Source organism: Saccharopolyspora sp. NPDC045839 (genome assembly GCF_056431645.1).
On the sequence record NZ_JBWKKH010000002.1, the window covers coordinates 208674 to 229258 of the forward strand.

At 71.1% G+C, this 20585-nt stretch carries 22 protein-coding genes; 13 read left to right on the top strand and 9 right to left on the bottom strand.

All coding sequences use genetic code 11. The annotated features are described in order from the left end of the window. Positions 1-33: 33 nt before the first annotated feature. Positions 34-852: a TetR/AcrR family transcriptional regulator gene (locus tag AC07EQ_RS03820; protein WP_478386415.1), complete on the top strand. Its 819-nt coding sequence runs from the start codon at positions 34-36 to the stop codon at positions 850-852. 125 nt (positions 853-977) lie between these two features. After that, complete coding sequence (locus tag AC07EQ_RS03825) at positions 978-1970, top strand: zinc-binding dehydrogenase (protein WP_478386416.1); 993 nt, start codon at positions 978-980, stop codon at positions 1968-1970. On the opposite strand, the gene AC07EQ_RS03830 is transcribed toward AC07EQ_RS03825, so the two are convergent. Then, entirely contained in the window at positions 1958-2806 is an 849-nt protein-coding gene (locus AC07EQ_RS03830) for a CoA-transferase subunit beta (protein ID WP_478386417.1), read from the bottom strand. The two genes, AC07EQ_RS03825 and AC07EQ_RS03830, sit on opposite strands and share 13 nt — an antisense overlap. A 26-nt stretch (positions 2807-2832) precedes the next feature. Beyond that, positions 2833-3804, bottom strand: a complete 972-nt coding sequence (locus tag AC07EQ_RS03835) for a CoA transferase subunit A (protein WP_478386418.1) — start codon at positions 3802-3804, stop codon at positions 2833-2835. A 140-nt stretch (positions 3805-3944) separates the two neighbouring features. Between AC07EQ_RS03835 and AC07EQ_RS03840 the strand changes: the two genes are divergently transcribed. Continuing rightward, positions 3945-4859 carry a LysR substrate-binding domain-containing protein gene (locus AC07EQ_RS03840; RefSeq protein WP_478386419.1) on the top strand — a complete coding sequence of 305 codons (915 nt, stop codon included), beginning with the start codon at positions 3945-3947 and terminating at the stop codon, positions 4857-4859. Positions 4860-5035: 176 nt separating this feature from the next. Continuing rightward, entirely contained in the window at positions 5036-6370 is a 1335-nt protein-coding gene (locus tag AC07EQ_RS03845; RefSeq protein ID WP_478386420.1) for an MFS transporter, read from the top strand. Positions 6371-6575: 205 nt separating this feature from the next. Here AC07EQ_RS03845 and AC07EQ_RS03850 read toward each other — a convergent pair whose 3' ends face one another. Together AC07EQ_RS03850 and AC07EQ_RS03855 are read right to left on the bottom strand one after the other, a co-directional pair. Beyond that, complete coding sequence (locus AC07EQ_RS03850; protein WP_478386421.1) at positions 6576-7568, bottom strand: RluA family pseudouridine synthase; 993 nt, start codon at positions 7566-7568, stop codon at positions 6576-6578. A gap of 23 nt (positions 7569-7591) precedes the next feature. Beyond that, complete coding sequence (locus AC07EQ_RS03855) at positions 7592-8059, bottom strand: GNAT family N-acetyltransferase (protein WP_452612650.1); 468 nt, start codon at positions 8057-8059, stop codon at positions 7592-7594. 155 nt (positions 8060-8214) lie between these two features. Between AC07EQ_RS03855 and AC07EQ_RS03860 the strand changes: the two genes are divergently transcribed. Next, the gene (locus AC07EQ_RS03860; protein WP_478386422.1) at positions 8215-9393 is read left to right on the top strand and encodes an MFS transporter; all 1179 of its coding nucleotides are present in this window, start codon (positions 8215-8217) and stop codon (positions 9391-9393) included. Here AC07EQ_RS03860 and AC07EQ_RS03865 read toward each other — a convergent pair. Beyond that, positions 9380-10768 (bottom strand): DUF1254 domain-containing protein, encoded by a 1389-nt coding sequence (locus tag AC07EQ_RS03865; RefSeq protein WP_478386423.1) that lies wholly within the window; start codon positions 10766-10768, stop codon positions 9380-9382. The genes AC07EQ_RS03860 and AC07EQ_RS03865 overlap by 14 nt on opposite strands. A 24-nt stretch (positions 10769-10792) precedes the next feature. Next, complete coding sequence (locus AC07EQ_RS03870) at positions 10793-11569, bottom strand: SDR family oxidoreductase (protein ID WP_478386424.1); 777 nt, start codon at positions 11567-11569, stop codon at positions 10793-10795. A gap of 102 nt (positions 11570-11671) precedes the next feature. Here AC07EQ_RS03870 and AC07EQ_RS03875 point away from each other — a divergent pair, with 102 nt between their 5' ends. Beyond that, complete coding sequence (locus AC07EQ_RS03875) at positions 11672-12280, top strand: TetR family transcriptional regulator (protein WP_478386425.1); 609 nt, start codon at positions 11672-11674, stop codon at positions 12278-12280. Positions 12281-12292: 12 nt separating this feature from the next. Here AC07EQ_RS03875 and AC07EQ_RS03880 read toward each other — a convergent pair whose 3' ends face one another. Beyond that, the gene (locus tag AC07EQ_RS03880; RefSeq protein ID WP_478386426.1) at positions 12293-13447 is read right to left on the bottom strand and encodes an L-talarate/galactarate dehydratase; all 1155 of its coding nucleotides are present in this window, start codon (positions 13445-13447) and stop codon (positions 12293-12295) included. A gap of 310 nt (positions 13448-13757) precedes the next feature. Between AC07EQ_RS03880 and AC07EQ_RS03885 the strand changes: the two genes are divergently transcribed. The 6 genes from AC07EQ_RS03885 to AC07EQ_RS03910 all read left to right on the top strand — a co-directional run bounded on the left by AC07EQ_RS03885 (position 13758) and on the right by AC07EQ_RS03910 (position 19428). Next, entirely contained in the window at positions 13758-14756 is a 999-nt protein-coding gene (locus AC07EQ_RS03885; protein ID WP_478386738.1) for a tripartite tricarboxylate transporter substrate binding protein, read from the top strand. Then, positions 14753-15217 carry a tripartite tricarboxylate transporter TctB family protein gene (locus tag AC07EQ_RS03890; protein WP_478386427.1) on the top strand — a complete coding sequence of 155 codons (465 nt, stop codon included), beginning with the start codon at positions 14753-14755 and terminating at the stop codon, positions 15215-15217. The genes AC07EQ_RS03885 and AC07EQ_RS03890 overlap by 4 nt, the downstream gene beginning before the upstream one ends. An 8-nt stretch (positions 15218-15225) precedes the next feature. Continuing rightward, positions 15226-16731, top strand: a complete 1506-nt coding sequence (locus AC07EQ_RS03895; protein WP_478386428.1) for a tripartite tricarboxylate transporter permease — start codon at positions 15226-15228, stop codon at positions 16729-16731. A gap of 45 nt (positions 16732-16776) precedes the next feature. After that, on the top strand, positions 16777-16998 hold the full coding sequence (locus AC07EQ_RS03900) for a hypothetical protein (protein WP_478386429.1): 222 nt from the start codon (positions 16777-16779) through the stop codon (positions 16996-16998). A 138-nt stretch (positions 16999-17136) separates the two neighbouring features. Further along, positions 17137-18066: a 5-dehydro-4-deoxyglucarate dehydratase gene (gene kdgD / locus AC07EQ_RS03905; protein ID WP_478386430.1), complete on the top strand. Its 930-nt coding sequence runs from the start codon at positions 17137-17139 to the stop codon at positions 18064-18066. Positions 18067-18084: 18 nt separating this feature from the next. After that, positions 18085-19428: an enolase C-terminal domain-like protein gene (locus AC07EQ_RS03910; protein WP_478386431.1), complete on the top strand. Its 1344-nt coding sequence runs from the start codon at positions 18085-18087 to the stop codon at positions 19426-19428. A 221-nt stretch (positions 19429-19649) separates the two neighbouring features. On the opposite strand, the gene AC07EQ_RS03915 is transcribed toward AC07EQ_RS03910, so the two are convergent. Continuing rightward, positions 19650-19817 carry a hypothetical protein gene (locus tag AC07EQ_RS03915; RefSeq protein ID WP_165968063.1) on the bottom strand — a complete coding sequence of 56 codons (168 nt, stop codon included), beginning with the start codon at positions 19815-19817 and terminating at the stop codon, positions 19650-19652. Positions 19818-19964: 147 nt separating this feature from the next. Between AC07EQ_RS03915 and AC07EQ_RS03920 the strand changes: the two genes are divergently transcribed. Further along, a complete protein-coding gene (locus tag AC07EQ_RS03920; protein WP_478386432.1) occupies positions 19965-20135 on the top strand; it encodes a hypothetical protein in 171 nt (56 codons plus the stop codon). Positions 20136-20156: 21 nt separating this feature from the next. On the opposite strand, the gene AC07EQ_RS03925 is transcribed toward AC07EQ_RS03920, so the two are convergent. Continuing rightward, positions 20157-20579, bottom strand: a complete 423-nt coding sequence (locus AC07EQ_RS03925) for a MarR family winged helix-turn-helix transcriptional regulator (RefSeq protein ID WP_478386433.1) — start codon at positions 20577-20579, stop codon at positions 20157-20159. Between the last annotated feature and the right edge of the window lie 6 nt (positions 20580-20585).

A 20585-nucleotide genomic window follows, 5' to 3' on the forward strand; every position in this document is an offset into this window, starting at 1 on the left:
TTCGGTTTGTACCACGAATGGCGAGGAGGAGTGGTGGCAGATCCGGAACGCAGCACCGAGCTGCTGTGGCTGGGCGAGTCGCGGCGAGGTCTCAACCTGGCGCGGATCGTGCGGGCCGCGATCGAGCTGGCCGACGGCGAGGGGCTGGCCGCGGTGTCGATGCGGCGGGTCGCCGAGCGGCTCGGCTTCACCACGATGGCGCTCTACCGGCACGTGCCGGGCAAGGCGGAGCTGGTCGATCTCATGCGCGACGAGGCGATGGCGGGGCAGGCGGCTGCCGGAGCCGGGCCTGCGGCGGGCTGGCGGGCGGAGCTCGAAGCGTGGGCGCGCGACGGATTGGCGCTCTACCGGCGACATCCGTGGTTGGTCGAGGCGGAAGGCCCTAGGCGGGTGCCCGGGCCGAACGCGGTGGCGAGCTTCGAGCGGGCGTTGGGCGCGGCGGCGCGGAGCGGGCTGCCACCCGCGCGGGTCGTGGCGGTGGTGACGCTCGTCGGCGGGTTCGTGGAGAGCGCGGCCCGGCAGCTGGTGGAGGCGGCGCGCCTGGAGCGGAGCTCCGGTGTCGGGCACGAGGAGTGGTGGGCGGGGCGGACTTCGCTGTTCGACCACCTCGACCGGTACCCGACGTTGAGCCGCCTCTACCGGGACGGCGGTTTCGACGAGCCGCTGGACCCGTTCGAGTTCGGCCTGCGGCGCGTGCTCGATGGCATTGAGGCGCATATTCGTGATGAAATTCGTGATGAAACTACGTGCTCCTTGTGCGGAAAGGCGATCGAGTCCGCCGCGAAGGGGCGGCCACGGGACTACTGCTCCCGCGCCTGCCAGCAACGCGCCTACCGGATGCGGAAGGCCTGACGGCGTCAGCGGATCGCCGAGGCTGCGCCCGGAGCGTCGCTGAGATGCCGATCACAGCCGGATGATCTTCAGCGCACTCGAAGTTGGACAGTGGTGCGCAGTCAACGGAGTTCTGAGGAGCGGTCATGCGGGTTGTGCGGGTGAGCGAGTTCGGTGGGTCTGAGGTGCTCGTCGCGGGGGAGGCGCCCGATCCGGTCGCCGGGGCCGGGCAGGTCGTGATCGGCGTCGAGGTCGCCGCCATCGACTTCGTCCAAACCCAGCTGCGCCAGGGCTTCTCGCCGGGACCACCGCTGCCGGAGCTGCCGTACGTGCCCGGCGCGACGGTGGCCGGAGCGGTGCTTTCGGCCGGCGACGGCGTCGACGCGAGCTGGATCGGCCGCCGGGTGGTCGCGCACACCGCCGACGAGCTCGGCGGGAACGCCGAGAAGGCGGTCGCCGACGAGGACGCGCTGTTCCCCGTCCCGGACGGGCTCGGGCTCGCGGAGGCGGCGGCGCTGTTCGACGACGGCGCCACGGCGATCGGCCTGGCCGAAAACGCGGCGATCAAGCCGGGGGAGTGGGTGCTCGTCGAGGCGGCCGGTGGCGGTGTCGGCAGCCTGCTGGTGCAGCTGGCGCACGCCGCCGGCGCGCGCGTCATCGGCGCGGCGAGGGGCGAGCGCAAGCGCGAGCTGGTGCTCTCGCTGGGAGCCGAGCTGGCGGTCGACTACTCGGAATCCGGTTGGCGCGAACAGGTCCTGGCGGCGACGGACGGCCGGGGCCCGGACCTGGTCTTCGACGGCATCGGCGGAGCCATCGGCCGGGAGGCGTTCGAGCTGACCGCGCGAGGCGGGCGGTTCTCGGTGCACGGCGCCTCCAGCGGCGCGCCGAGCGAGATCGACCAGGCGGAGGCCGAGCGCCGTGGGGTCGCCGTGATCGGCCTCGACCAGCTCTTCGGCTTCGCGGCGACCGCGCGCCCGCGCAAGGAAGGGGCGCTTTCCCAGGCGGCGGCGGGATTGCTGACCCCGACCATCGGCCAGACCTTCCCGCTGGAGCGCGCCGCCGACGCCCACGCGGCGATGCAGAACCGCCAGGTGATCGGCAAGACCCTGCTCCAGGTACAGCCGGGTCAGCGGAGGTAGACCCGGTCCGGGTCGACGTCCTCGCGGAGCAGGCGGAGTTCCGCCGCCGTGGGCGGCTCGATGGTGGTCAGCTCGTCGGCCACCTGGAGGTCCCAGCCGGTCGCCGCGCGGACCTGGTCCACCGTGACGCCGGGATGCGTCGCCACCAGCCGCAGCTCCTCGCCGACTCCGCCGCGCGCCAGGATGCCGAGGTCGGTGATCACCCGCGTGACGCCCGCGCCCAGCGGCCGGATCCCGTCCTGCAGCGCCCGGTCCGGACCCGGCGAGGTGCAGAAGTCCAGTTCGGACATGAAGGAACGCGGGTCGTGGCGGCGCATCACCACGAACACCTCGCGGGAGTTGGCCATCACCTCCATCGCCCCGCCCGAGCCGGGCAGCCGCACCTTCGGCGCGTACCAGTCGCCGATGACCGACGAGTTCAGGTTGCCCCACCTGTCGATCTGCGCCGCGCCGAGGAACCCGACGTCGATCCGGCCGCCCTGCAGGACGTAACCGAACAGCGCCGTCATCGGCAGCACCGCCTCGGAGTCGGTGATCAGCACCGCGTCGGCGATCGTCTCCGGCAGCTGCGACGGGTGCGCCCCGCACACCCCGGACTCGTAGACGATCTCGACGCCGGGCGCGACGGTCAGCTGCGCCAGCGACACCGCCAGCGTCGGCAGCCCGATCCCGGCGAAGACGGTGTTCTTGCCGGCCAGCTCCCGCGACGCGACGGCGGCGAGCAGCTCGGAGGACGTAACGGCCACAGTGGACCCCGTCGAAGTGGTGGGCCCCGTCGAAGTGGTGGACCCCGTCGAACCGGTGGACCCCGTCGAACCGGTGGACACAGCGTTCATCACGACAAATCCTTTCGTTCTGCCCGTCAGAGCCGGCGCCCGTAGTTGACCGGTTCGCTCCACGCCTCGCCCACCGCCAGGCTCGCCCAGTGCTCGGCGCCGAGCTTCTCGAGGTACTCGGCGTGGTCGCGGGTGCCGCGGATCCACTCGTCCAGCCAGGCTTGCAGCCGCTCGGGATCCTTGCTGATGTGCGACCAGCTGCGGTAGAAGTCGCCGTCCCGGTCGTAGTAGCCCTGCGCGAAGGCCGGGTGCGCGCCGCGCGGGCACTCCACCACCGCGTCCACCGCGTGCGCCGGGACGACCGTGCGGTTGGGGTCGGAGCGGATCACCTCGTCGGCCACCACCTCCTCGACCACGATGATCGCGTGCTTCGCGGCGTAGACGGCCTCGGCCTGGATGCCGGTCAGGCCCCAGATCTGGGTGTTGCCGGCCCGGTCGGCGCGCTGCGCGTGCACGATCGTGACGTCCGGGTTCAGCGGCCGCACCACGTAGATCTGCTCCGCTTCGCCGTCCGGGCCCGGGAACGGCGAGGTCACCTTGCGGATGCCGGGGTTCACCGCCGGCACGTCGCTGCCGCCGTAGGAGCGCAGCGGGTAGAACGGCAGCCGCTGGGCGCCGGCGAGGTACCGGCAGATCATCCCGTAGTGGCTGTACTCCTCGAATTCCAGCGACGCGGGCTGCCCGGTCTCGATGCGGCGGCGCAGCTCGCCGAGCGAGCCGGCGGTGGAGTTGCCGACGAACGACGAGACGAGCTTGCGGACGCAGCCGCCGGCGATGAGCTGATCGGTCACGATGTCGGCGGTCATCCGCGCGACGGTGAGGTCCTTGCGACCCTGGCGGATGATCTCGTGCCCGGCCGCGGTGGGGATCAGGTGCGTGAAGCCCTCCAGCGCCACCGTCGCCCCGTCCGGGACGAACGCGGCGATCGCGTCCCGCATCGTCATGGTCTTGTCGGGCCGGGGGACCGGCGTCGTCGACTCGGCGACCGGGTTCTGCATCGTCGGGGCTCCTCGGTGTGCGCTTCGAATGCACAGCACATTGCCAGGCGGCATTGATAGCTGTCTAATACTGAATTAGTGTCGGATCAAGAGTCATTTCTTATGGATTCCCCGGGTTCCGGGGTGAACAGAGGTCGACCGTGGAGCTGCGCTACCTCACCGCATTCGTCGCCGTCGCCGAGGAACTCCACTTCGGTCGCGCAGCCAAGCGGCTGCAGATGGCGCAGCCGCCGCTGAGCCAGCAGATCCGCCAGCTGGAGAAGGAACTCGGCGTCCAGCTCTTCGAGCGCAACACCCGCTCGGTCCGGCTCACCAGCGCCGGCGAGTCGTTCCTGGAGCCCGCCCGCACGGCGCTCGACGACGTCGACATCGCGGTGCGTGCCGCGAAGGCCGCCGGCCGCGGCGAGTACGGGCGGGTCACCGTCGGCTTCGCCGGCGCCTCCAGCCACGAGTCGCTGCCCCGGCTGACCCGCGCGGTGCGCGCCGCGCATCCCGGCCTGGAACTGGTGATGCGCGGCCAGACCTACGCGAACGTGGCGCTGGCGAAGGTCGCCGACGGCTCGCTGGACCTGGGTTTCGTGCGGCTGCCGGTCAACCAGGTCGGCTCGCCGACCCCGGGCGTGCAGACCCGGGTGATCGAGGTGGAGGAACTGATCTGCGCGCTGCCGACGGACCACCCGCTGGCCGGGCGGGAGCGCATCGCGATCGAGGACCTCGCCGACGAGCCGTTCGTCAGCTTCCCGTCCAACGCCGGGTCCACGGTGCGCGACGCGCTGGTCAAGGCGTGCGTGTCCGCCGGGTTCAACCCGCGCGTGGTCCAGGAGGCGCCGGATTCCTACACCATCCTGGCGCTGGTGGCCGCGGGCGTCGGCGTCACGCTGACGCTGACGTCCTGCCAGCACATCCAGCAGACCGGCACGGTCTACCGGCCGCTGGCGGGCGCGCCGATGCTGCTGCACGCGGCGCTGGCCTGGCGTACCGACAACACCTCCGCGGCCCTGCGCACCGTGCTCGGCATCGCCGAGGAAGCCCTGCCCACGCCCGCGGGCGGCTGATCGCCGGCGGCCGCTCACCTGGGACGTTCCCGCGAATTAATAAGCCTGACGTCTCACTGTTGCACTGATTCTGTATTGGACACGTCTAGGTTTGGGTGGCACGGTTACCGCCATCACATCGGGACGCGGGCGCCGTTCGAGGACGCCCGCCGGCACCGAGCTTCAAGGGAGAATGCATGGGTGCGGCCAACGCGCGCGAACAGAGCCGAACGGCCAACCGCGCCGGGATCGGGGCCTTCATCGGCTCGACCATCGAGTGGTTCGACTTCTACATCTACGGCACGGCCTCGGCCCTGGTCTTCGACAAGGTCTTCTTCCCGGAGCTCGACGGTGCGATCGGCACCCTGGTCGCGTTCGCGACCTTCTGGGTCGGCTTCCTGGCCCGCCCGATCGGCGGCATCATCTTCGGCCACATCGGCGACCGGCTGGGCCGCAAGAAGACCCTGGTCATCACGCTGCTGCTGATGGGCATCTCGACGACCCTGATCGGCGTGCTGCCCGGCTACGCCCAGATCGGGGTGTGGGCGCCGATCCTGCTGGTGACCATCCGCATGGTGCAGGGCATCGGCCTCGGCGGCGAGTGGGGCGGCTCGGTGCTGATCGCCTCGGAGCACGCGCCCAAGGGCAAGTCCATCCTCTACGGCGCGTTCGCCCAGCAGGGCTCGCCGGTCGGCAACACCCTGAGCACCGTCAGCTTCCTGGCCATCAGCCAGCTCCCGGACGAGGCGTTCCTGGGCTGGGGCTGGCGGGTCCCGTTCCTGGCCTCGGCGCTGCTGGTGCTGGTCGGCCTGTTCATCCGGATGCGGGTCACCGAGTCGCCGGCGATGGCGAACCTCATCGAGCGCAAGAAGGTCGCCAAGCTGCCGGTGTGGGAGGTCGTCCGCTCGCACCCGGCGCTGCTGGCGCTGGGCATCGGGGCCTGCACGATCGGCCTGTCGGCGACCTACTTCAAGTCGACCTTCGCGCTGTCCTGGGCCACCAGCCACCTCAGCTTCGACAAGAGCTCGTTCCTGACGATCATCCTGGTCGCCAACATCACCCAGATCATCGTGCAGCCCTTCGGCGCCGTCATCGCCACCAAGATGCGCAGCTGGTCCCGCGCGGTGACCGTGATGCTGCTGCCCGAGGTCGTGCTGCTGCCGCTGATGTTCGTGCTGATCAGCACCGAGAACTACGGGCTGGCGATGTTCGGCGTGGCGATCGCGACGATCCCGCACTGCCTGTACTACGCGGCCCTGGCGGGCATGCTCGCCAGCCGGTTCCCGGCGCACGTGCGCTACACCGGCATCTCGCTGTGCTACCAGATGTGCGGCACGCTGCTCGGCGGCACGACGCCGATCGTCGGCCAGTTCCTGCTGAACGCCTCCGGTTCGATCACCGCGGTGATCGCCTACGCGATCTTCCAGGTGGTGCTGACCCTCGGCTGCATGCTGTTGCTGCTGCGCCGCCCGAACTACGACGAGCGTGCGGAAGCCGACCAGGCGCCGCGCGCCGAGGCGGTTTCCGCGTAACCGGGCGCGACCAAGCGCGGCTTCCCCGTCCGGCGGGGAAGCCGCGCATTCGTTCTTCTGGAGGCACAGATGGAGAATCCGCGTTGGGTGCGGCGTCCCGAGGGGTCCAACTGGGGCGATTTCGGGCCGGACGACAACCTGGGGCGGCTGAACCTGCTCACGCCGGAGAAGGTCCGGGAGGGCGTGGCCGAGGTCGTCGAGGGCGTCACCCACTGCCTGAGCCTGCCGCTGGACCTGCCCGGCGGCACCGCGCTGAACCCCAATCGGCTCCCGCCGGTCCTGCGTCCACATCGGACCAGCCCGCCAGGCTCCGGCGGGTCTCGAAGCGGCGCCGCCGGCCGCTGATCGGGTCGGTGAACTCCAGCGCCCGGGCGAGGAGCTGGAGGGGCGCGGTGAAGTCGTCGGCGGCGCGGTCGCGGACGACGGGGTAGAGGTCGTCGCCGAGGATCGGGATGCCGAGGCCGTTGAGGTGCACCCGCAGCTGGTGGGTCCGGCCGGTGCGCGGCAGCAGCCGGTACCGGCCGAGGCCGTCGCGGTGCTCGATCAGCTCGATGCGCGTTTCGCTGTTCGGCTCGCCGGGTTCTTCCTGGGCGGCGAGCACGCCGCGGTGCTTGACGATCCGGCTGCGCACGGTGCGCGGCATCGCCAGCCCGGGATCGAAGCGGGCGACGGCCTCGTACTCCTTGTGCACCAGGCGGTCGTGGAACAGGGTCTGGTAGGCGCCGCGCAGCTCGGGCTTGAGCACGAACATGACCAGCCCCGCGGTCAGCCGGTCCAGCCGGTGCGCCGGGCTGAGCTGCGGCAGGTCCAGGTCGCGCCGCAACCGCACCAGCGCGGTCTCCACGACGTGCCCGCCGCGCGGCGTGGTGGCCAGGAAGTGCGGCTTGTCCACGACCAGCAGGCCGTCGTCGCGGTGCACGACGTCCAGGGCGAAGGGCACCGGCGTCTCGTCGGGCAGGTCGCGGTGGAACCAGACGAACCCGCCCGGCGCGTACGGCGCGTCGGGCGCGAGCGGGCCGTCGACGCCGACGATCCGGCCCTCGCGGAGCATGGCGTCGATGCGTTCCGGGGCGAGCTTCGGTATCCGGTCGACGAGGTGGTCCCGGACGGTGGCCCAGCGGCCGTCGGCGGGCAGTCGCAACCGGACGGGGTCCAGGCCGTGCCGCTGGGGCAGCGGCGATCTGAGCTTGCGTCGCATCGCCCCGCCAGCCTAACCGGCGGTCACAGCCGGAGCTTGTAGCCCACGTGCGAGGCCTCGAACCCGAGCCGGTCGTAGAAGCGGTGCGCGTCGGAGCGCTGCCGGTCCGTGGTCAGCTGGACCAGGGCGCAGCCGCGTCGGCGGGACTCGGCGATGGCCCAGTCGAACATCACGCGCCCGAGGCCGCGGCTGCGGTGCCGCTCGTGGACCCGGACCGCTTCGATCTGCGCGCGCAGCGCGCCCCGCCGGGCCAGCCCGGGGATGAACGTCAGCTGCATGGTCGCCACGACCTCGCCGCCCGGCGTCGCGGCCACCAGCAGCAGCTGCGCGGGATCGGCCTCGATCGCCTCGAAAGCCCGCTGGTAGGGGGCCAGGTCGGCGGCGGACTCCCGGGTCGAGCCGAGCTGGTCGGCGGCCAGCAACCCGACGATCGGCCCGAGATCGTCGCCGGTCGCCCGGCGCAGCAGGTACGTCCCGGACCCGGTGGACAGCTCGACCGGCACGCTCAACTGATCCTCCACTGTGGACTCGGCAGCGGGATTCACCCCACCGGACCCTAACGCGGCGGCGTGGGGAGCGCGAAAACCGGCGGCGCGCGCCGCCGGGTCTTGGCATGATCGCCGGGGACGCCGGAGGAAGGACGGGTATGCCCGAGGTCGCGACGGATCGGCGGCCGGTGGCGGCGCGGTTGGCGGTGGCCACGCTGTTCCTGGTCAACGGGGCGAGCTTCGCCAGCGTCGTGCCCCGCTACCCGGAGCTCAAGGACGCCCTGGCCCTGTCCAACGCCGCGCTGGGCACCGCGATCGCGGCGCTGCCGCTGGGCTCGCTGGTCGCCGGCCTGCTGGCCGGGCCGATCCTGGCCCGCTGGCGGTCGTCGGTCGTCGCGGTCGGCTGTTCGGTGCTGCTGGCGGCGGATCTCGTGCTGATCGGGTTCGTGGGGCACTGGTGGCAGCTGGCGGCGGCGTTCTTCCTCGCGGGTGCGATGGACGCGATCGTGGACGTGGCGATGAACGCGCACGGGCTGCGGGTGCAGCGGCGCTACGGGCGGTCGATCGTCAACTCCTTCCACGGGATGTGGAGCGTCGGCGCGATCATCGGCGGCGCGGCGGGCTCGCTGGCCGCCGGGGCGGCCCTGCCGCTGCCCGCGCACCTGACGGCGGCCGCCGTCGTCCTAGGCGCCGCTGCGGTCGTCTGCGCCCGGTTCCTGCTGCCCGGCCGGGATGACGCCGAGCGCACGGGCCGACACCGGGGGAGACCGCGCTTCGAGTTGCTGCTCGCGTTGCTGGCGCTGGGCGCTCTGTGCGCCGCGGCGGCGCTGGTCGAGGACACCGCGGCGTCCTGGGGCGCGGTGTACCTGCGTGATTCGCTGGATGCCGCGCCGGTTCTCGCGGGCATGGCGTTCGTCGCGTTGCAAGCGGCGCAGACGGTCGGCCGGCTCTCCGGCGATCGCCTGGTGGACCGGTTCGGCAACCGGGCGGTGGCGCGCATCGGCGGCATCGCGGTGCTCGTCGGCGTCGGCTCGGCGCTCGTGTGGCCGTCGGTCCCGAGCACGCTGGCCGGATTCGCGCTGGCCGGCTGGGGCGTCGCCACGATCATCCCGGCCGGGTTCCACGCGGCCGACGAGCTCCCCGGACTGCCGGGCGGTACCGGGATCGCGGTCGTCGGCTGGGTCTACCGGCTGGGCATCCTGGCCGGCCCGCCGGTCGTCGGGCTGCTCGCGGACGCGGTCAGCCTGCGCCTCGGCCTGGTGGTCGTCCCGTTCGCGGGGGTGCTGATCGTGCTGCTGGCGTCGCGCCTGCCGCGCCGGCGCCCTAGAGCGGGCTGACCGGTGGCATGGTGAACCTGCCCGCCAGTACCTCTGGGCCCGGGACGTAGGAGCGGGCGAACAGGATGAAGTTCTTGCCGTTCGAGGGGCTCGGTAGCCAGTTCGCGGTCTGCGGCGCGGGTTCGGTGGCTTGCACTGCGATATCGATGGTTCCGTCGGGATTGGTGACCAGCCCCTGGGTCTCGCTGCTGACGACGTAGCGGTCGATGGGGTTCGGCGTGGGGAACTGGCCGTTGTCGCGAACCTCGTACAGGGTGATCGACCAGAAGGCCTTCGACGGGATGCCGCCGGGTGGGAGGCGCAGAACGTAGTTCTGCGTGCCGCGCAGCGGCGCGCCGGCGGCGTCGGTGAAGGTTATCCAGTAGTTGGCCTCTTCCCTGGACATCCCGAGCATGCCGCCGCCGGTCGCGAGCGCGAACGCGCGCAGGTCGTAATCCTTCTGCTCGGTGGTGCCGAGGAGGTTCCCGGGCGGGCTGTAGTCGGTCCAGCCCGTTGCGCGGCCGGCCTTCTCGAGCCGCTCGAAGTAGCGGCCCAGGTTGGGGAATTCCGTCGTCCACGCTGCTTTCGCCGCTGCCGGCAAGCCGTCCCAGCCGCATCCGGATCCGCAGATGCCGACCTCGCGGAACCGGTCGACGAGCCCGCTCTCCTCGGCGGGTGGTGGATCGAGGGCCATCATCTGGTTGACGACGTCGACATAGCTCTTCGGATCACCTTCGATGGGCCGGATCCGCGTCGGTCCGGGTCGGGGCGCCGGTTGCGCCGGGGTGAACCGGAATCCGTCCTGCACGGTGTTCGTCGCGGCCAGATCGGCGGGGCCGTCGGTCTGGATCCGCAGGTTGACGTACACGTCGTTGGTCGATGCGCGCACCAAGATCGCGTCCGCAGGCGCCTGCCCCTGCCAGTCCGGCCCGACGATGAAGTACTTCTGCGCCTGCGTGCCCGTCGTGCGTTCACCGGCGTAGAAGAAGGTGTTGGAATAGAAGTCGATCAGGGTCAGCACGTAGAAGCGGTCCCCCGTGTCCGGGGTGTCGAGGTCGACCGGGCCTTGTGCGAGATCCAGCCAGGCGGTCGAGTACAGCACGTCCTCGCTCGGCCCGTTCGCCCAGGTGTCGTCGGGACCGGGAAGCGACCGGGAGTGCGCGAAGGCGTTCAGGGTCGTGGCGGTTCTGCTGCCGGGTGTTTCGAGCGCGTTCCACCGATGCCGCGACAGTTCGTGCAGCGGGAATGCGTATTCGTAGGCTTCTTCAACGGCAGTTCCGAGATCGGGTGACGCCGGATCGCTCCCGGCGCAGCCCGAAGCGACCAGCGCGGAGCAGATGGCGGCGACCGAGATGACGCGTCCGGTCCGCCGTTCCCGGCTTCGGTGAAGTGCCATTCGTCGTTCCTTCCTTCGGCCCCACTACCAGGACCGGTCACCGCGCAGGACCGCGTCGGCGCCGCCGTCGACGAACACCACCTGGCCGGTGATGTGCGAGTTCTCGGGGGAGGTGAGCCAAGCGAGCAGCGGCGCGATCTGCTCGGGCCGGGCGTGGCCGTGCAGTGGCATGGGGACGCTGCCGTCGATGGCCCGGCGACCGGCTTCGGTGTCGAGCATGTCCTGGATCATCGGCGTGACGATGGTGCCGGGGGCGATGGCGTTGAGCGGTATTCCCGCGCCCGCCCATTCCGGCGTGATCGCGGTCCGGCGCACCCATCGCGCGATCGCGGCCTTCGAGGACGCATAGACCTGCGCGCCGTCGCCGCGCTCCACCGCGGCGCGGGCGGCAGCCACGGCGGCGTCCTCGTCGCCGGCGAGTGCGGCGTCGACGATGCCGGAGTCGGTCGGGTGCAGCGACGCCACCGACGAGATCACGGCCGCGCGAGGATCGGTGCCGCGGGCGAGGAGCGGACGCAGGCCTTCGAGGGTGGCGACCGCGCCGAAGTGGTTGACCCCGATCGTCAGCGGGTCGAACAGCGCGATGCCGGCGCACGCGATCACGCCGTCGAGTCGGCCGCCGGTCATGTCGTGGGCTCGGTCGACGAGCGTGGTCCGTCCCGCTTCGGTGGCGAGGTCGGCGGTGATGTCGGCGTCACGCAGGTCGGCGCCGATCACCCGAGAGCCCTGTTCGCGTAGATGTGCGCTGGTCGCGGCGCCGATTCCGGAGGCGCTGCCGGTGATGAGGAAGGTGCGGGGCATCTTCCGCCTTTCGTGGCGACTGCGCAGGAGGTGCGCATCTGTGACAGGTGGCCAGCCTGTGCCACGATGCTAGTGTGTGTCAAGACACACCCAGGAGGAGAAGTGACCGGACCGGAGTTGTCCTTGCTGGATCGGCGGCGGCTGGCCACGAAGCTGGAGATCGCGGCCGGCGCGGCCCGTCTGTTCCTCGAGCGCGGGTTCGAAGCGACTTCGGTGGAGGACATCGCGCGTGCCGCCGGAATCTCGGTGCGAACCTTCTACCGGCATTGCGACGCCAAGGAGGACACGCTCACACCGATCGTGGTCGCCGGGATCCGCGACTTCGTCGGCTACGTGGCGGACAGGCCCGCGGACGAGCCGGTGAAGGCGTCCGTGCATGCGGCGTTCGTAGAATCGTTCCGCCGGGATCGCTACGCTCACGTGGTCCCGACGAGGGATCTCTTCGTCGTTCTGACCTCGGTGCCGGGGATTCGCGCGCGGTGGATGGTCGCGGCCCATGAGCTCACCGACGAGTTGCGTCCCGTCCTCGGCGAACGCGCCGGACTCGACCCGCAGGGTCTCGAAGCCAGGTTGCTGTCGCACACGCTGATCGGTGCCCTGACGGTCGCATTGGAATACTGGGCCACCTCCGAACTCGAACCCGCTGAACGGGGCGACGTCACCGACCTGGCTGCGGCGGCGCTGTCGGTGATCCGGTTCGAGCGCCTGTGACCGCGACGACTTTCAGAGCAGACCCCGGTCGCGGAATTCCTCGTGCGCGACCGTCCAAGCGCGGGCCTGGTCGCTGATCGTCACGCCGAGCCCGGGACGGCTGGAGAGGTGCATCCGGCCGCCGGAGATCTCGAGGTGCTCGTCGAACAGCGGGTCCAGCCACTCGAAGTGCTCGACCCACGGCTCGCGGGCGTACGCCGCGGCGAGGTGGACGTGGATCTCCATCGCGAAGTGCGGCGCGAGCTGCAGGTTCCGGTCGTCGGCCAGCGCCATCACCTTGAGGAACTGGGTGATGCCGCCGACACGCGGGGCGTCCGGTTGCACGACGTCGGCGCCGCCGGCGCGGATGAGCTCGCGGTGCTCGGCCGCGCTGGTCAGCATCTCACCGGTGGCGATCGAGGTGTCGAAGTTCGCGGCCAGCACCGCGTGCCCCTCGAAGTCGTAGGCGTCCAGCGGTTCTTCGATCCACACCAGGTTCAGCGGCTCCAGGGCGCGGCACATGCGGCGCGCGGTGGGCCGGTCCCACTGCTGGTTGGCGTCGACCATCAGCGCGACGTCCGCGCCGATCTTCTCCCGCACCGCGGTCACGCGGGCGAGGTCGGTGGCGTTGTCGGGATGCCCGACCTTGATCTTGATGCCGCCGATGCCGTTGGCCACCGATTCCGCGGCGCGGTCGAGGACCTCCTCGATCGGCGCGTGCAGGAAGCCGCCGGAGGTGTTGTAGCAGCGCACCGAATCCCGGTGGGAGCCGAGGAGTTTCGCCAGCGGCAGCCCCGCGCGCTTGGCCTTGAGGTCCCACAGCGCCACGTCGAAGGCGGCGATCGCCTGGACCGACAGGCCGCTGCGGCCGACGGAGGCGCCCGCCCAGACGAGCTTGTCCCAGATCTTGGCGATGTCGCTGGGGTCTTCGCCGAGCAGCACCGGGGCGATCTCGCGCGCGTGCGCGTACTGGCCGGGCCCGCCGGCCCGCTTGGAGTAGCTGAAGCCGACGCCCTCCAGCCCGCCGGCGGTGGTGATCTCGGCGAACAGCATCGCCACCTCGGTCATCGGCTGCTGCCGCCCGGTCAGCACCTTCGCGTCGCTGATGGGGGTGGGCAGCGGCAGCGTCACCGAGGTGATCTTGACTCCGGTGATCCGGTCCAGCGTGGCGGATTCGGTCGTGGTCACGGGTTTCCTCCTCCGTTCAGGCGGTTCGCGGATCACCCCGCGGTGACCAGGACATTAGGTTCGCGCGCCGATGCCGGTCCAACACCAATTCGACATCGATCAATACCCGGTCCGCATTGGACACTCGGCGGCCCGATCCCGTCCCGGCTCGCGCGGCGACGCCCGGCGATGCGCACAAGGTATCGGTCGATGCCGAAATAGCCATGGACACGCATTTTTCGCGCTCTTAGGCTGCCCAGCGTTCCTCACCGTGACGGCACTCACAGCGAGTGCGCCGCCCAGCGGACCGAAGGAGAAGGCATTGACCCAGGTGATGTCGAAGGCGTCAGCCCGAGGGGCGGTGTCCGTGCTCGCCGCGGCTCTTTCCCTGTCGCTCGCCGCGTGCGGCGGGAACCTCTCCAGCGGTGGCGGCGGGAAGTTCCCGAGCGGGCCGGTCACCATGACGATCGGCCAGGCCCCGGGCGGCAGCACCGACCTGATCGGCCGCGCGCTGGCCCAGGGCGCGGCCGACGACCTCGGCGTCCCGATGCCCGTGGTCAACACGCCCGGCGCCAACGGCGCCCTGGCCGCTGGGGAACTCGCCGGGAAGCAGCCGGACGGTCAGCACATCATGGTCATCAACGCCTCGCTGACCGCGATCACGCCGCTGGCGGCCGCGCCGCGGGAAGCCGTCGCGATCGACGATTTCGAGGTGGTCACCGGGATTTCGCAGGACGACTACGTGCTGGTCGCGAACGCCGCCTCCGGCCTGAACTCGGTGCGGGGCCTCGTCGACGCGCACCGGAACCTCAAGTTCGGCACCACCGGCGTCGGCACCGGCAGCCAGCTCTCCCAGGAACTGCTGTTCAAACAGGCCGGGATCGCCGGCACCGCGGTCCCGTTCGACGGCGGGTCGCCCGCGATGACCGCGGTGCTCGGCGACCAGGTGGACGTCGCCTCCGTCCAGCTCGGCGAGGCGATCGGCCAGATCCGGGCGGGCGAGCTGGTCCCGCTGGTCACCTTCGCCGCGCAGCGCAACCAGTACCTCCCGGACACCCCGACGGCCGTGGAGGAGGGTTACGACGTACGGGTTTCGCAGTTCCGCGCGGTCGTCGCTCCGAAGGGCACGCCCCGGGAGGCCGTGGACCGGCTGCGCCAGGCGTTCCGGGCGACGTTCGCCACCGAGCGGTACCGGAAGTTCAACGAGGACAACCTGCTCACCCCGCACGAGGTCGACGGCGCGCAGGTCGCGCAGGAGTGGACCGGCTCGCTGGAGAGCTACCGAACCATGATCCAGCGCTACGGCATCGACCTCGGCGGGCCGAAGTGAGCGATGCCCGGCGCGACGGCGAACCGGCCGGCGCGGCCGCGAACCTGGTGGTGGCGCTGGTGATCGCCGGCATCGGCGGCGGCGGGATGGCCGGTTCGTGGGCGCTGGGTCTGGGCAGTGCGGCCGCGCCGTCCGCCGGAACCTGGCCGTTCCTGGTCAGCGCCGCGATCGCGGTGCTCGGCGTGGTGCTCGCGCTGCTGGCGCGGCGCACGAACGACGCCGAAGGGCTGTCGTCGTCCGGCCTGCCGGTGCTCGGCGCGGTTGCCGGCATGGCCGGGTTCGCCGCCCTGGTCGGCGTGATCGGGTTCGAGATCCCGGGCGCGCTGCTGGTCTTCGCGTGGCTGCGCTTCCTCGGCCGCGAGTCGTGGCGGCTGTCCGTCCTCGGCGCCGTCGGCATCGTGGCGGCCTTCTACCTGATCTTCGTCGGCGCCCTGAACGTGCCGATTCCCCACCTGTTCTAGGAGCGGCGATGGACCTGACTCCGGTGCTCGACGGGTTCGGAGTCGTCCTCGAACCCACCAACCTGCTCTACTGCCTGATCGGCGTGGTGATCGGGATGCTGGTCGGGGTGCTGCCCGGTCTCGGGCCGGCGGCGACGATCGCGATCCTGCTGCCGCTGACCTTCGACGTCGAACCGGTGACAGCGATCATCATGCTGGCCGGCATCTTCTACGGCGCCCAGTACGGCGGCACCATCACGTCCGTGCTGCTGCGGCTGCCCGGCGAGGCGTCCTCAGTGGTCACGGTCTTCGACGGCCACGCCCTGGCGCGGCAGGGCAAGGCCGGCACCGCGCTCGGGATCGCGGCGATCGGGTCGTTCGTCGGCGGCACCGCCTCGATCGTGGTGCTTTCGGTGCTGGCGCCCCTGATCGCCGGGTTCGCGCTCGACTTCGGCCCGCCCGAGTACACCGCCCTCGCCCTGCTCGGCATCCTGCTGGTCGCCACCGTGAGCAGCGGCGGCCGGCTGAAGGCGGTCGTGGCCGCCTGCATCGGGCTGCTGCTGGCGGTGGTCGGCCGGGACGTGTTCACCGGCGCCGAGCGGTTCACCTTCGGCCTGCTGCCGCTGTCGGACGGGCTCGACTTCGTCCCCATCGCGATGGGCCTCTTCGGGCTCGGTGAGATCCTCCACGGCCTGGAGGAAAGGCGGCAGGGCGCGGCGGCGGTCACCCGGGTCGCCAACGCGTGGCCGTCCCGCGCGGATCTCCGGCGCTCGACGGGGGCGATCGGCCGCGGCTCGGTGCTCGGGTTCGCGCTGGGAGTGCTCCCGGGCGGCGGCGCCACGCTCTCCTCGCTCGCGGCGTACGCGCTGGAGAAGCGCCGTTCGAAAACGCCGGAGCGGTTCGGCAGCGGCGCGGTCGAGGGCGTGGCCGCGCCGGAGACGGCGAACAACGCGGCCGCGACGTCGTCGTTCATCCCGCTGCTGACGCTGGGCATTCCGGCGAACGCGACGATGGCGATGATCTTCGGCGCCCTGCTGATCCAGGGCGTGACCCCCGGGCCCCAGCTCGTGGCCGAGCGGCCGGAACTGTTCTGGGGCGTGGTGAACTCGATGTACGTCGGGAACATCCTGCTGCTGGTCATGAGCATTCCGCTGGTCGGGCTGTTCGTGAAGATCCTCCGGGTGCGCGCCACCGTCCTCGCCCCGATCACCGTGCTGATCACGCTGGTGGGCGCGTACACCGTCCGCAACAGCGTCTTCGACATCGGGCTGGTGATCGCCTTCGGCGCCCTCGGCTACCTGATGAAGAAGTTCGGCTTCGAGCCCGGGCCGCTGGTGCTGGCCTTCGTGCTCGGCGCGCTGCTCGAAACCTCGCTGCGCCGGTCGCTGCTGCTCTTCGACGGAGACCCGGCCGGCTTCCTCACGAGGCCGATCTCCGCCACCCTGTTCGCGCTGCTGCTCCTGGTCGTCCTGCTTCCCCTGCTGCAGAAGCTGATCCGGCGCCGTCCCCGAGAACCTGTCGATGCAGACGCATGAGCAGGGTCCGGTCACAACAAGTCGAGCAGCGCGTGCAGGGCGGGGTTGTCGTTCGTCGGCGTTGCCGAAGGTGGTGACGAGCAGTTCGTGGAAGTACCGGGCCTCGGTCGGGGAGTACATCACCATGTCGGTGCCGTGGAATTCGGCGAGCTCCAGGGATTTCGCGCCGTCGGCGAGCGGATGCCCGGCGGGCAGGGCTGGTTCAGGGTGAACAATGATGCCGTCCCGGTATCGGTGAATGCATTGTTGGACTTGGACGTGCATTGATGGCTCACCTTACTGTCATCCGCAGCCGGTTCCCCCGGGGCGCGGCGCTCCGGCGGAGCCGGGGGAGCGACCGCCGGTGCCCACCGCCGCCAGGGCCGGCGCAGTCAGATGAATCCGCCCGATGAAGGAGATCCGCTGATGTCCGCGTATTCGCCCACCGATGTGGCCCGGCAGCTGGCGGGCGGGCTGTTGTCGTTCCCCGTGACGCACTTCCGGCCCGACCACGGCTTCGACGAGGCCGCCTACCGGGAGAACATCGGCTGGCTGGGCGGGTTCGGGGCGGCCGGGCTCTTCGCGGCCGGCGGCACCGGCGAGTTCTTCTCGTTGACCCCCGCCGAAGTCGAGTCGGTGGTCACCGCGGCCGCGCAGGAGGCGCCCGAGGGCGTGCCGGTGATCGCCCCGGCCGGTTACGGCACCGCGATGGCCGTCGAGATGGCCCGCTCCGCCGAAGGCGCGGGGGCCGACGGCCTGCTCCTGCTGCCGCCGTACCTGACCGAGGCCGACCAGGACGGGCTCGCCGCCCACGTCCGCGCGGTCTGCGCGGCCACCGGCCTCGGCGTGATCCTCTACAGCCGCGCCAACGCGGTCTTCGACGAGACGACCGTCGCCGCGCTGGCCGAGGACTGCCCGAACCTGGTCGGGTTCAAGGACGGGGTCGGCAACATCGAGAAGATGACCCGCCTGTACTCGCGGCTGGGCGACCGGCTCACCTACATCGGCGGCCTGCCCACCGCGGAGACCTTCGCGCTGCCGTACCTGGAGCTGGGCGTCACCACGTACTCGTCGGCGATGTTCAACTTCGTGCCCGAGTTCGCGATGCGCTTCTACCGGGCGGTGCGCGACCACGACCGCGCCGCCGTGTACCGGTACCTCGACGACTTCGTGCTGCCGTACTGCGACATCCGCAACCGGCGCGCCGGTTACGCGGTGAGCATCGTGAAGGTGGGCATGAAGGTCATCGGCCGCCCGGCCGGGCCCGTGCGCCCGCCGCTGGTCGACCTCGGCGAGTCCGAGCTCGCGCTGCTGGCCGGTCTCGTCGAGAGCCTGCCCGCGGAGTCCCGGTACTGACCCCGGAGGATGCCGATCATGACCGTTCAGCACGGCCCGTTGGTGACCGGAATGCAGGTCGTTCCCGTCGCGGGGCACGACAGCATGCTGCTCAACCTCAGCGGGGCGCACGCCCCGCACTTCACCCGGAACCTGGTGATCCTCACCGACTCCGAAGGCCGCACCGGGGTCGGCGAGGTGCCCGGCGGGGAACCCATCCGCATCACCTTGGAGGAGTCCCGGGACCTGGTGGTCGGGCAGCCGGTCGCGCGGTACCACGCCGTGCTGGCCGGCGTGCGCGACCGCTTCGGCGACCGGGATTCCGGCGGCCGCGGCACGCAGACCTTCGACCTTCGCGTCGCGGTGCACGCCGTGACCGCCCTGGAATCCGCGCTGCTCGATCTGCTCGGCAAGCACCTCGGCGTGCCGGTCGCGGAGCTGCTCGGCGACGGCAAGCAGCGCGACGAGGTGCCGGTGCTGGGTTACCTGTTCTTCGTCGGCGACCGCGCCAAGACCGACCTGGCCTACCGGGCCCCGGCCGACGAGCCGGCCGACGCCGACGACTGGTCGCGGCTGCGCCACGAGGAGGCGCTGACGCCGGATTCCGTCGTGCGGCTGGCCGAAGCGGCGCAGGCCCGCTACGGGTTCCGCGACTTCAAGCTCAAGGGCGGCGTGCTGCCCGGGCCTGCCGAGATCGAGGTCGTCACGGCGCTGGCCGAACGGTTCCCGGAGGCCCGCATCACGCTCGACCCCAACGGCGGGTGGCTGCTGTCCGAGGCGATCGACCGGTGCCGGGGCCTGCGCGACGTGCTCGCCTACGCCGAGGACCCGTGCGGCGCGGAGCGCGGGTACTCGGGGCGGGAGGTGATGGCGGAGTTCCGGCGGGCCACCGGGCTGCCCACGGCGACGAACATGATCGCCACCGACTGGCGCGAGCTCGGCCACGCGATCCGCGCCGACGCCGTCGACATCCCCCTGGCCGACCCGCACTTCTGGACGATGAGCGGCTCGGTGCGCGTCGCGCAGCTCTGCGACGCGTGGGGCCTGACGTGGGGTTCGCACTCCAACAACCACTTCGACGTGTCGCTGGCGATGTTCACCCACGTCGCCGCGGCGGCCCCCGGCGAGATCACGGCCATCGACACGCACTGGATCTGGCAGGACGGCCAGTGGCTCACCCGGCGGCCGCTGGTCATCACCGACGGCCGGCTACCGGTGCCGACGGCCCCGGGGCTCGGCGTGGAGCTCGACATGACCCGGGTGGCCGAGGCGAACGAGCTCTACCGGCGCGAGGGCCTCGGCGCCCGCGACGACGCGCAGGCGATGCGGTACCTCGTCCCGGGCTGGACCTTCGACGGCAAGCGCCCGGCCCTCGACCGGTAACGGGCGGTTAGGGTCTTTTGCTTTTCGCTCTTGAAGCGGCGCAGCCGCTTAGCCCACCCTCGCCGCTTGCGCCGCCGCGGGTTCTCAGGGGTCTTCTCGCGAGGACAGCCCCGACGTGGTGAATTGGTCATTCATGATGTCGGGGATCCCACAGCGAGAAGACCCCTGAGGTTCCGCTACCCGCACCGCCACGCAGAACGAGCCTGGAATACAGCAACCGGTCAGCCGAGCAGCTTGGCGAGGAACCAGCCGACCCGGCTCACCTTGCGGATTCGCGGGTTGTCGGCCACTCCGTGGATCTCCCACTGCTGGCCGCAGACGTCGCACCGCCACAGGCCGATCCGGCTGGTGTCGGGTTCGCAGGGGTGGCCTCGGCGCCCTCGTCTCATGCACCGATGAGATCACAACGGGTGCCCGGGATGGTCCCGATCGGTTCCGGAAGATCGGGTGAAACCGTGACTTTCGGCCTTACCGTGCGTGCACGGAAACGTCGTAGCGTCATCGGCGGTGTTGCACGTCGGGGAGAGGAGCACCAGGTGACGCTGCGGGAGATGGTCGAGCAGATGGAACGGCGCTGGGAGGAGCTGAACACCCTGCGCGCGAGCCCGGACATGTACGGCAGCGAGAGCCTGGACGGCCAGCTCTCCGAACTGGAGCTGTGGCTGCTGCGGATGCACCGCCTGACCGCGGCGAGCCCCGCCGCATGACGGGCGTGCCGGGGGTGCGGATCAGTTGACCAGCCGGTCGCGGGGGGCGAGCTTGTCGAGCAGTCGGAGCAGTTCGGCGCGCTCGGCCGGGGTGAGCCGGTCGAGCAGTTCGATGTCCACCCGGTCGGCGATCGGTTCAACGACGCGCAGTTCGGCCTCGCCGATCGGGGTGAGGCGCAGGAGGCGGCGGCGCCGGTCGGCGTCGTCGACGGCGCGGTGCACCAGCCCGCGTTGCTCCATCCGGACCAGCAGGGAGGCGAGGGTCGCCTTGTCGATCGCGGCCCGCTGACCGAGCTGAGCCTGCTCTATGCCGGGGTTCGCCCGGATCGCGTTGAGCACCGCGTACTGGGGTTTCGTCAGGTGCGGCAGGCGGGACTGCCAGCTCGACGTGTGTTCCTGCATGGCGCGGCGCATGAGGTGGAAGACGGCGTTGTCCAGCTCCACGTGGGC

What these genes read in the sequence shown, in the direction of transcription:
- AC07EQ_RS03895 (WP_478386428.1), top strand. Translation starts at nt 15,226, where the DNA reads ATGGACCTGACTCCGGTGCTCGACGGGTTCGGAGTCGTCCTCGAACCC.
- AC07EQ_RS03830 (WP_478386417.1), bottom strand. Translation starts at nt 2,806, where the DNA reads ATGAACGCTGTGTCCACCGGTTCGACGGGGTCCACCGGTTCGACGGGG.
- AC07EQ_RS03835 (WP_478386418.1), bottom strand. Translation starts at nt 3,804, where the DNA reads ATGCAGAACCCGGTCGCCGAGTCGACGACGCCGGTCCCCCGGCCCGAC.
- AC07EQ_RS03850 (WP_478386421.1), bottom strand. Translation starts at nt 7,568, where the DNA reads ATGCGACGCAAGCTCAGATCGCCGCTGCCCCAGCGGCACGGCCTGGAC.
- AC07EQ_RS03915 (WP_165968063.1), bottom strand. Translation starts at nt 19,817, where the DNA reads ATGAGACGAGGGCGCCGAGGCCACCCCTGCGAACCCGACACCAGCCGG.
- AC07EQ_RS03825 (WP_478386416.1), top strand. Translation starts at nt 978, where the DNA reads ATGCGGGTTGTGCGGGTGAGCGAGTTCGGTGGGTCTGAGGTGCTCGTC.
- kdgD (WP_478386430.1), top strand. Translation starts at nt 17,137, where the DNA reads ATGTCCGCGTATTCGCCCACCGATGTGGCCCGGCAGCTGGCGGGCGGG.
- AC07EQ_RS03845 (WP_478386420.1), top strand. Translation starts at nt 5,036, where the DNA reads ATGGGTGCGGCCAACGCGCGCGAACAGAGCCGAACGGCCAACCGCGCC.
- AC07EQ_RS03870 (WP_478386424.1), bottom strand. Translation starts at nt 11,569, where the DNA reads ATGCCCCGCACCTTCCTCATCACCGGCAGCGCCTCCGGAATCGGCGCC.
- AC07EQ_RS03910 (WP_478386431.1), top strand. Translation starts at nt 18,085, where the DNA reads ATGACCGTTCAGCACGGCCCGTTGGTGACCGGAATGCAGGTCGTTCCC.
- AC07EQ_RS03860 (WP_478386422.1), top strand. Translation starts at nt 8,215, where the DNA reads ATGCCCGAGGTCGCGACGGATCGGCGGCCGGTGGCGGCGCGGTTGGCG.
- AC07EQ_RS03865 (WP_478386423.1), bottom strand. Translation starts at nt 10,768, where the DNA reads ATGGCACTTCACCGAAGCCGGGAACGGCGGACCGGACGCGTCATCTCG.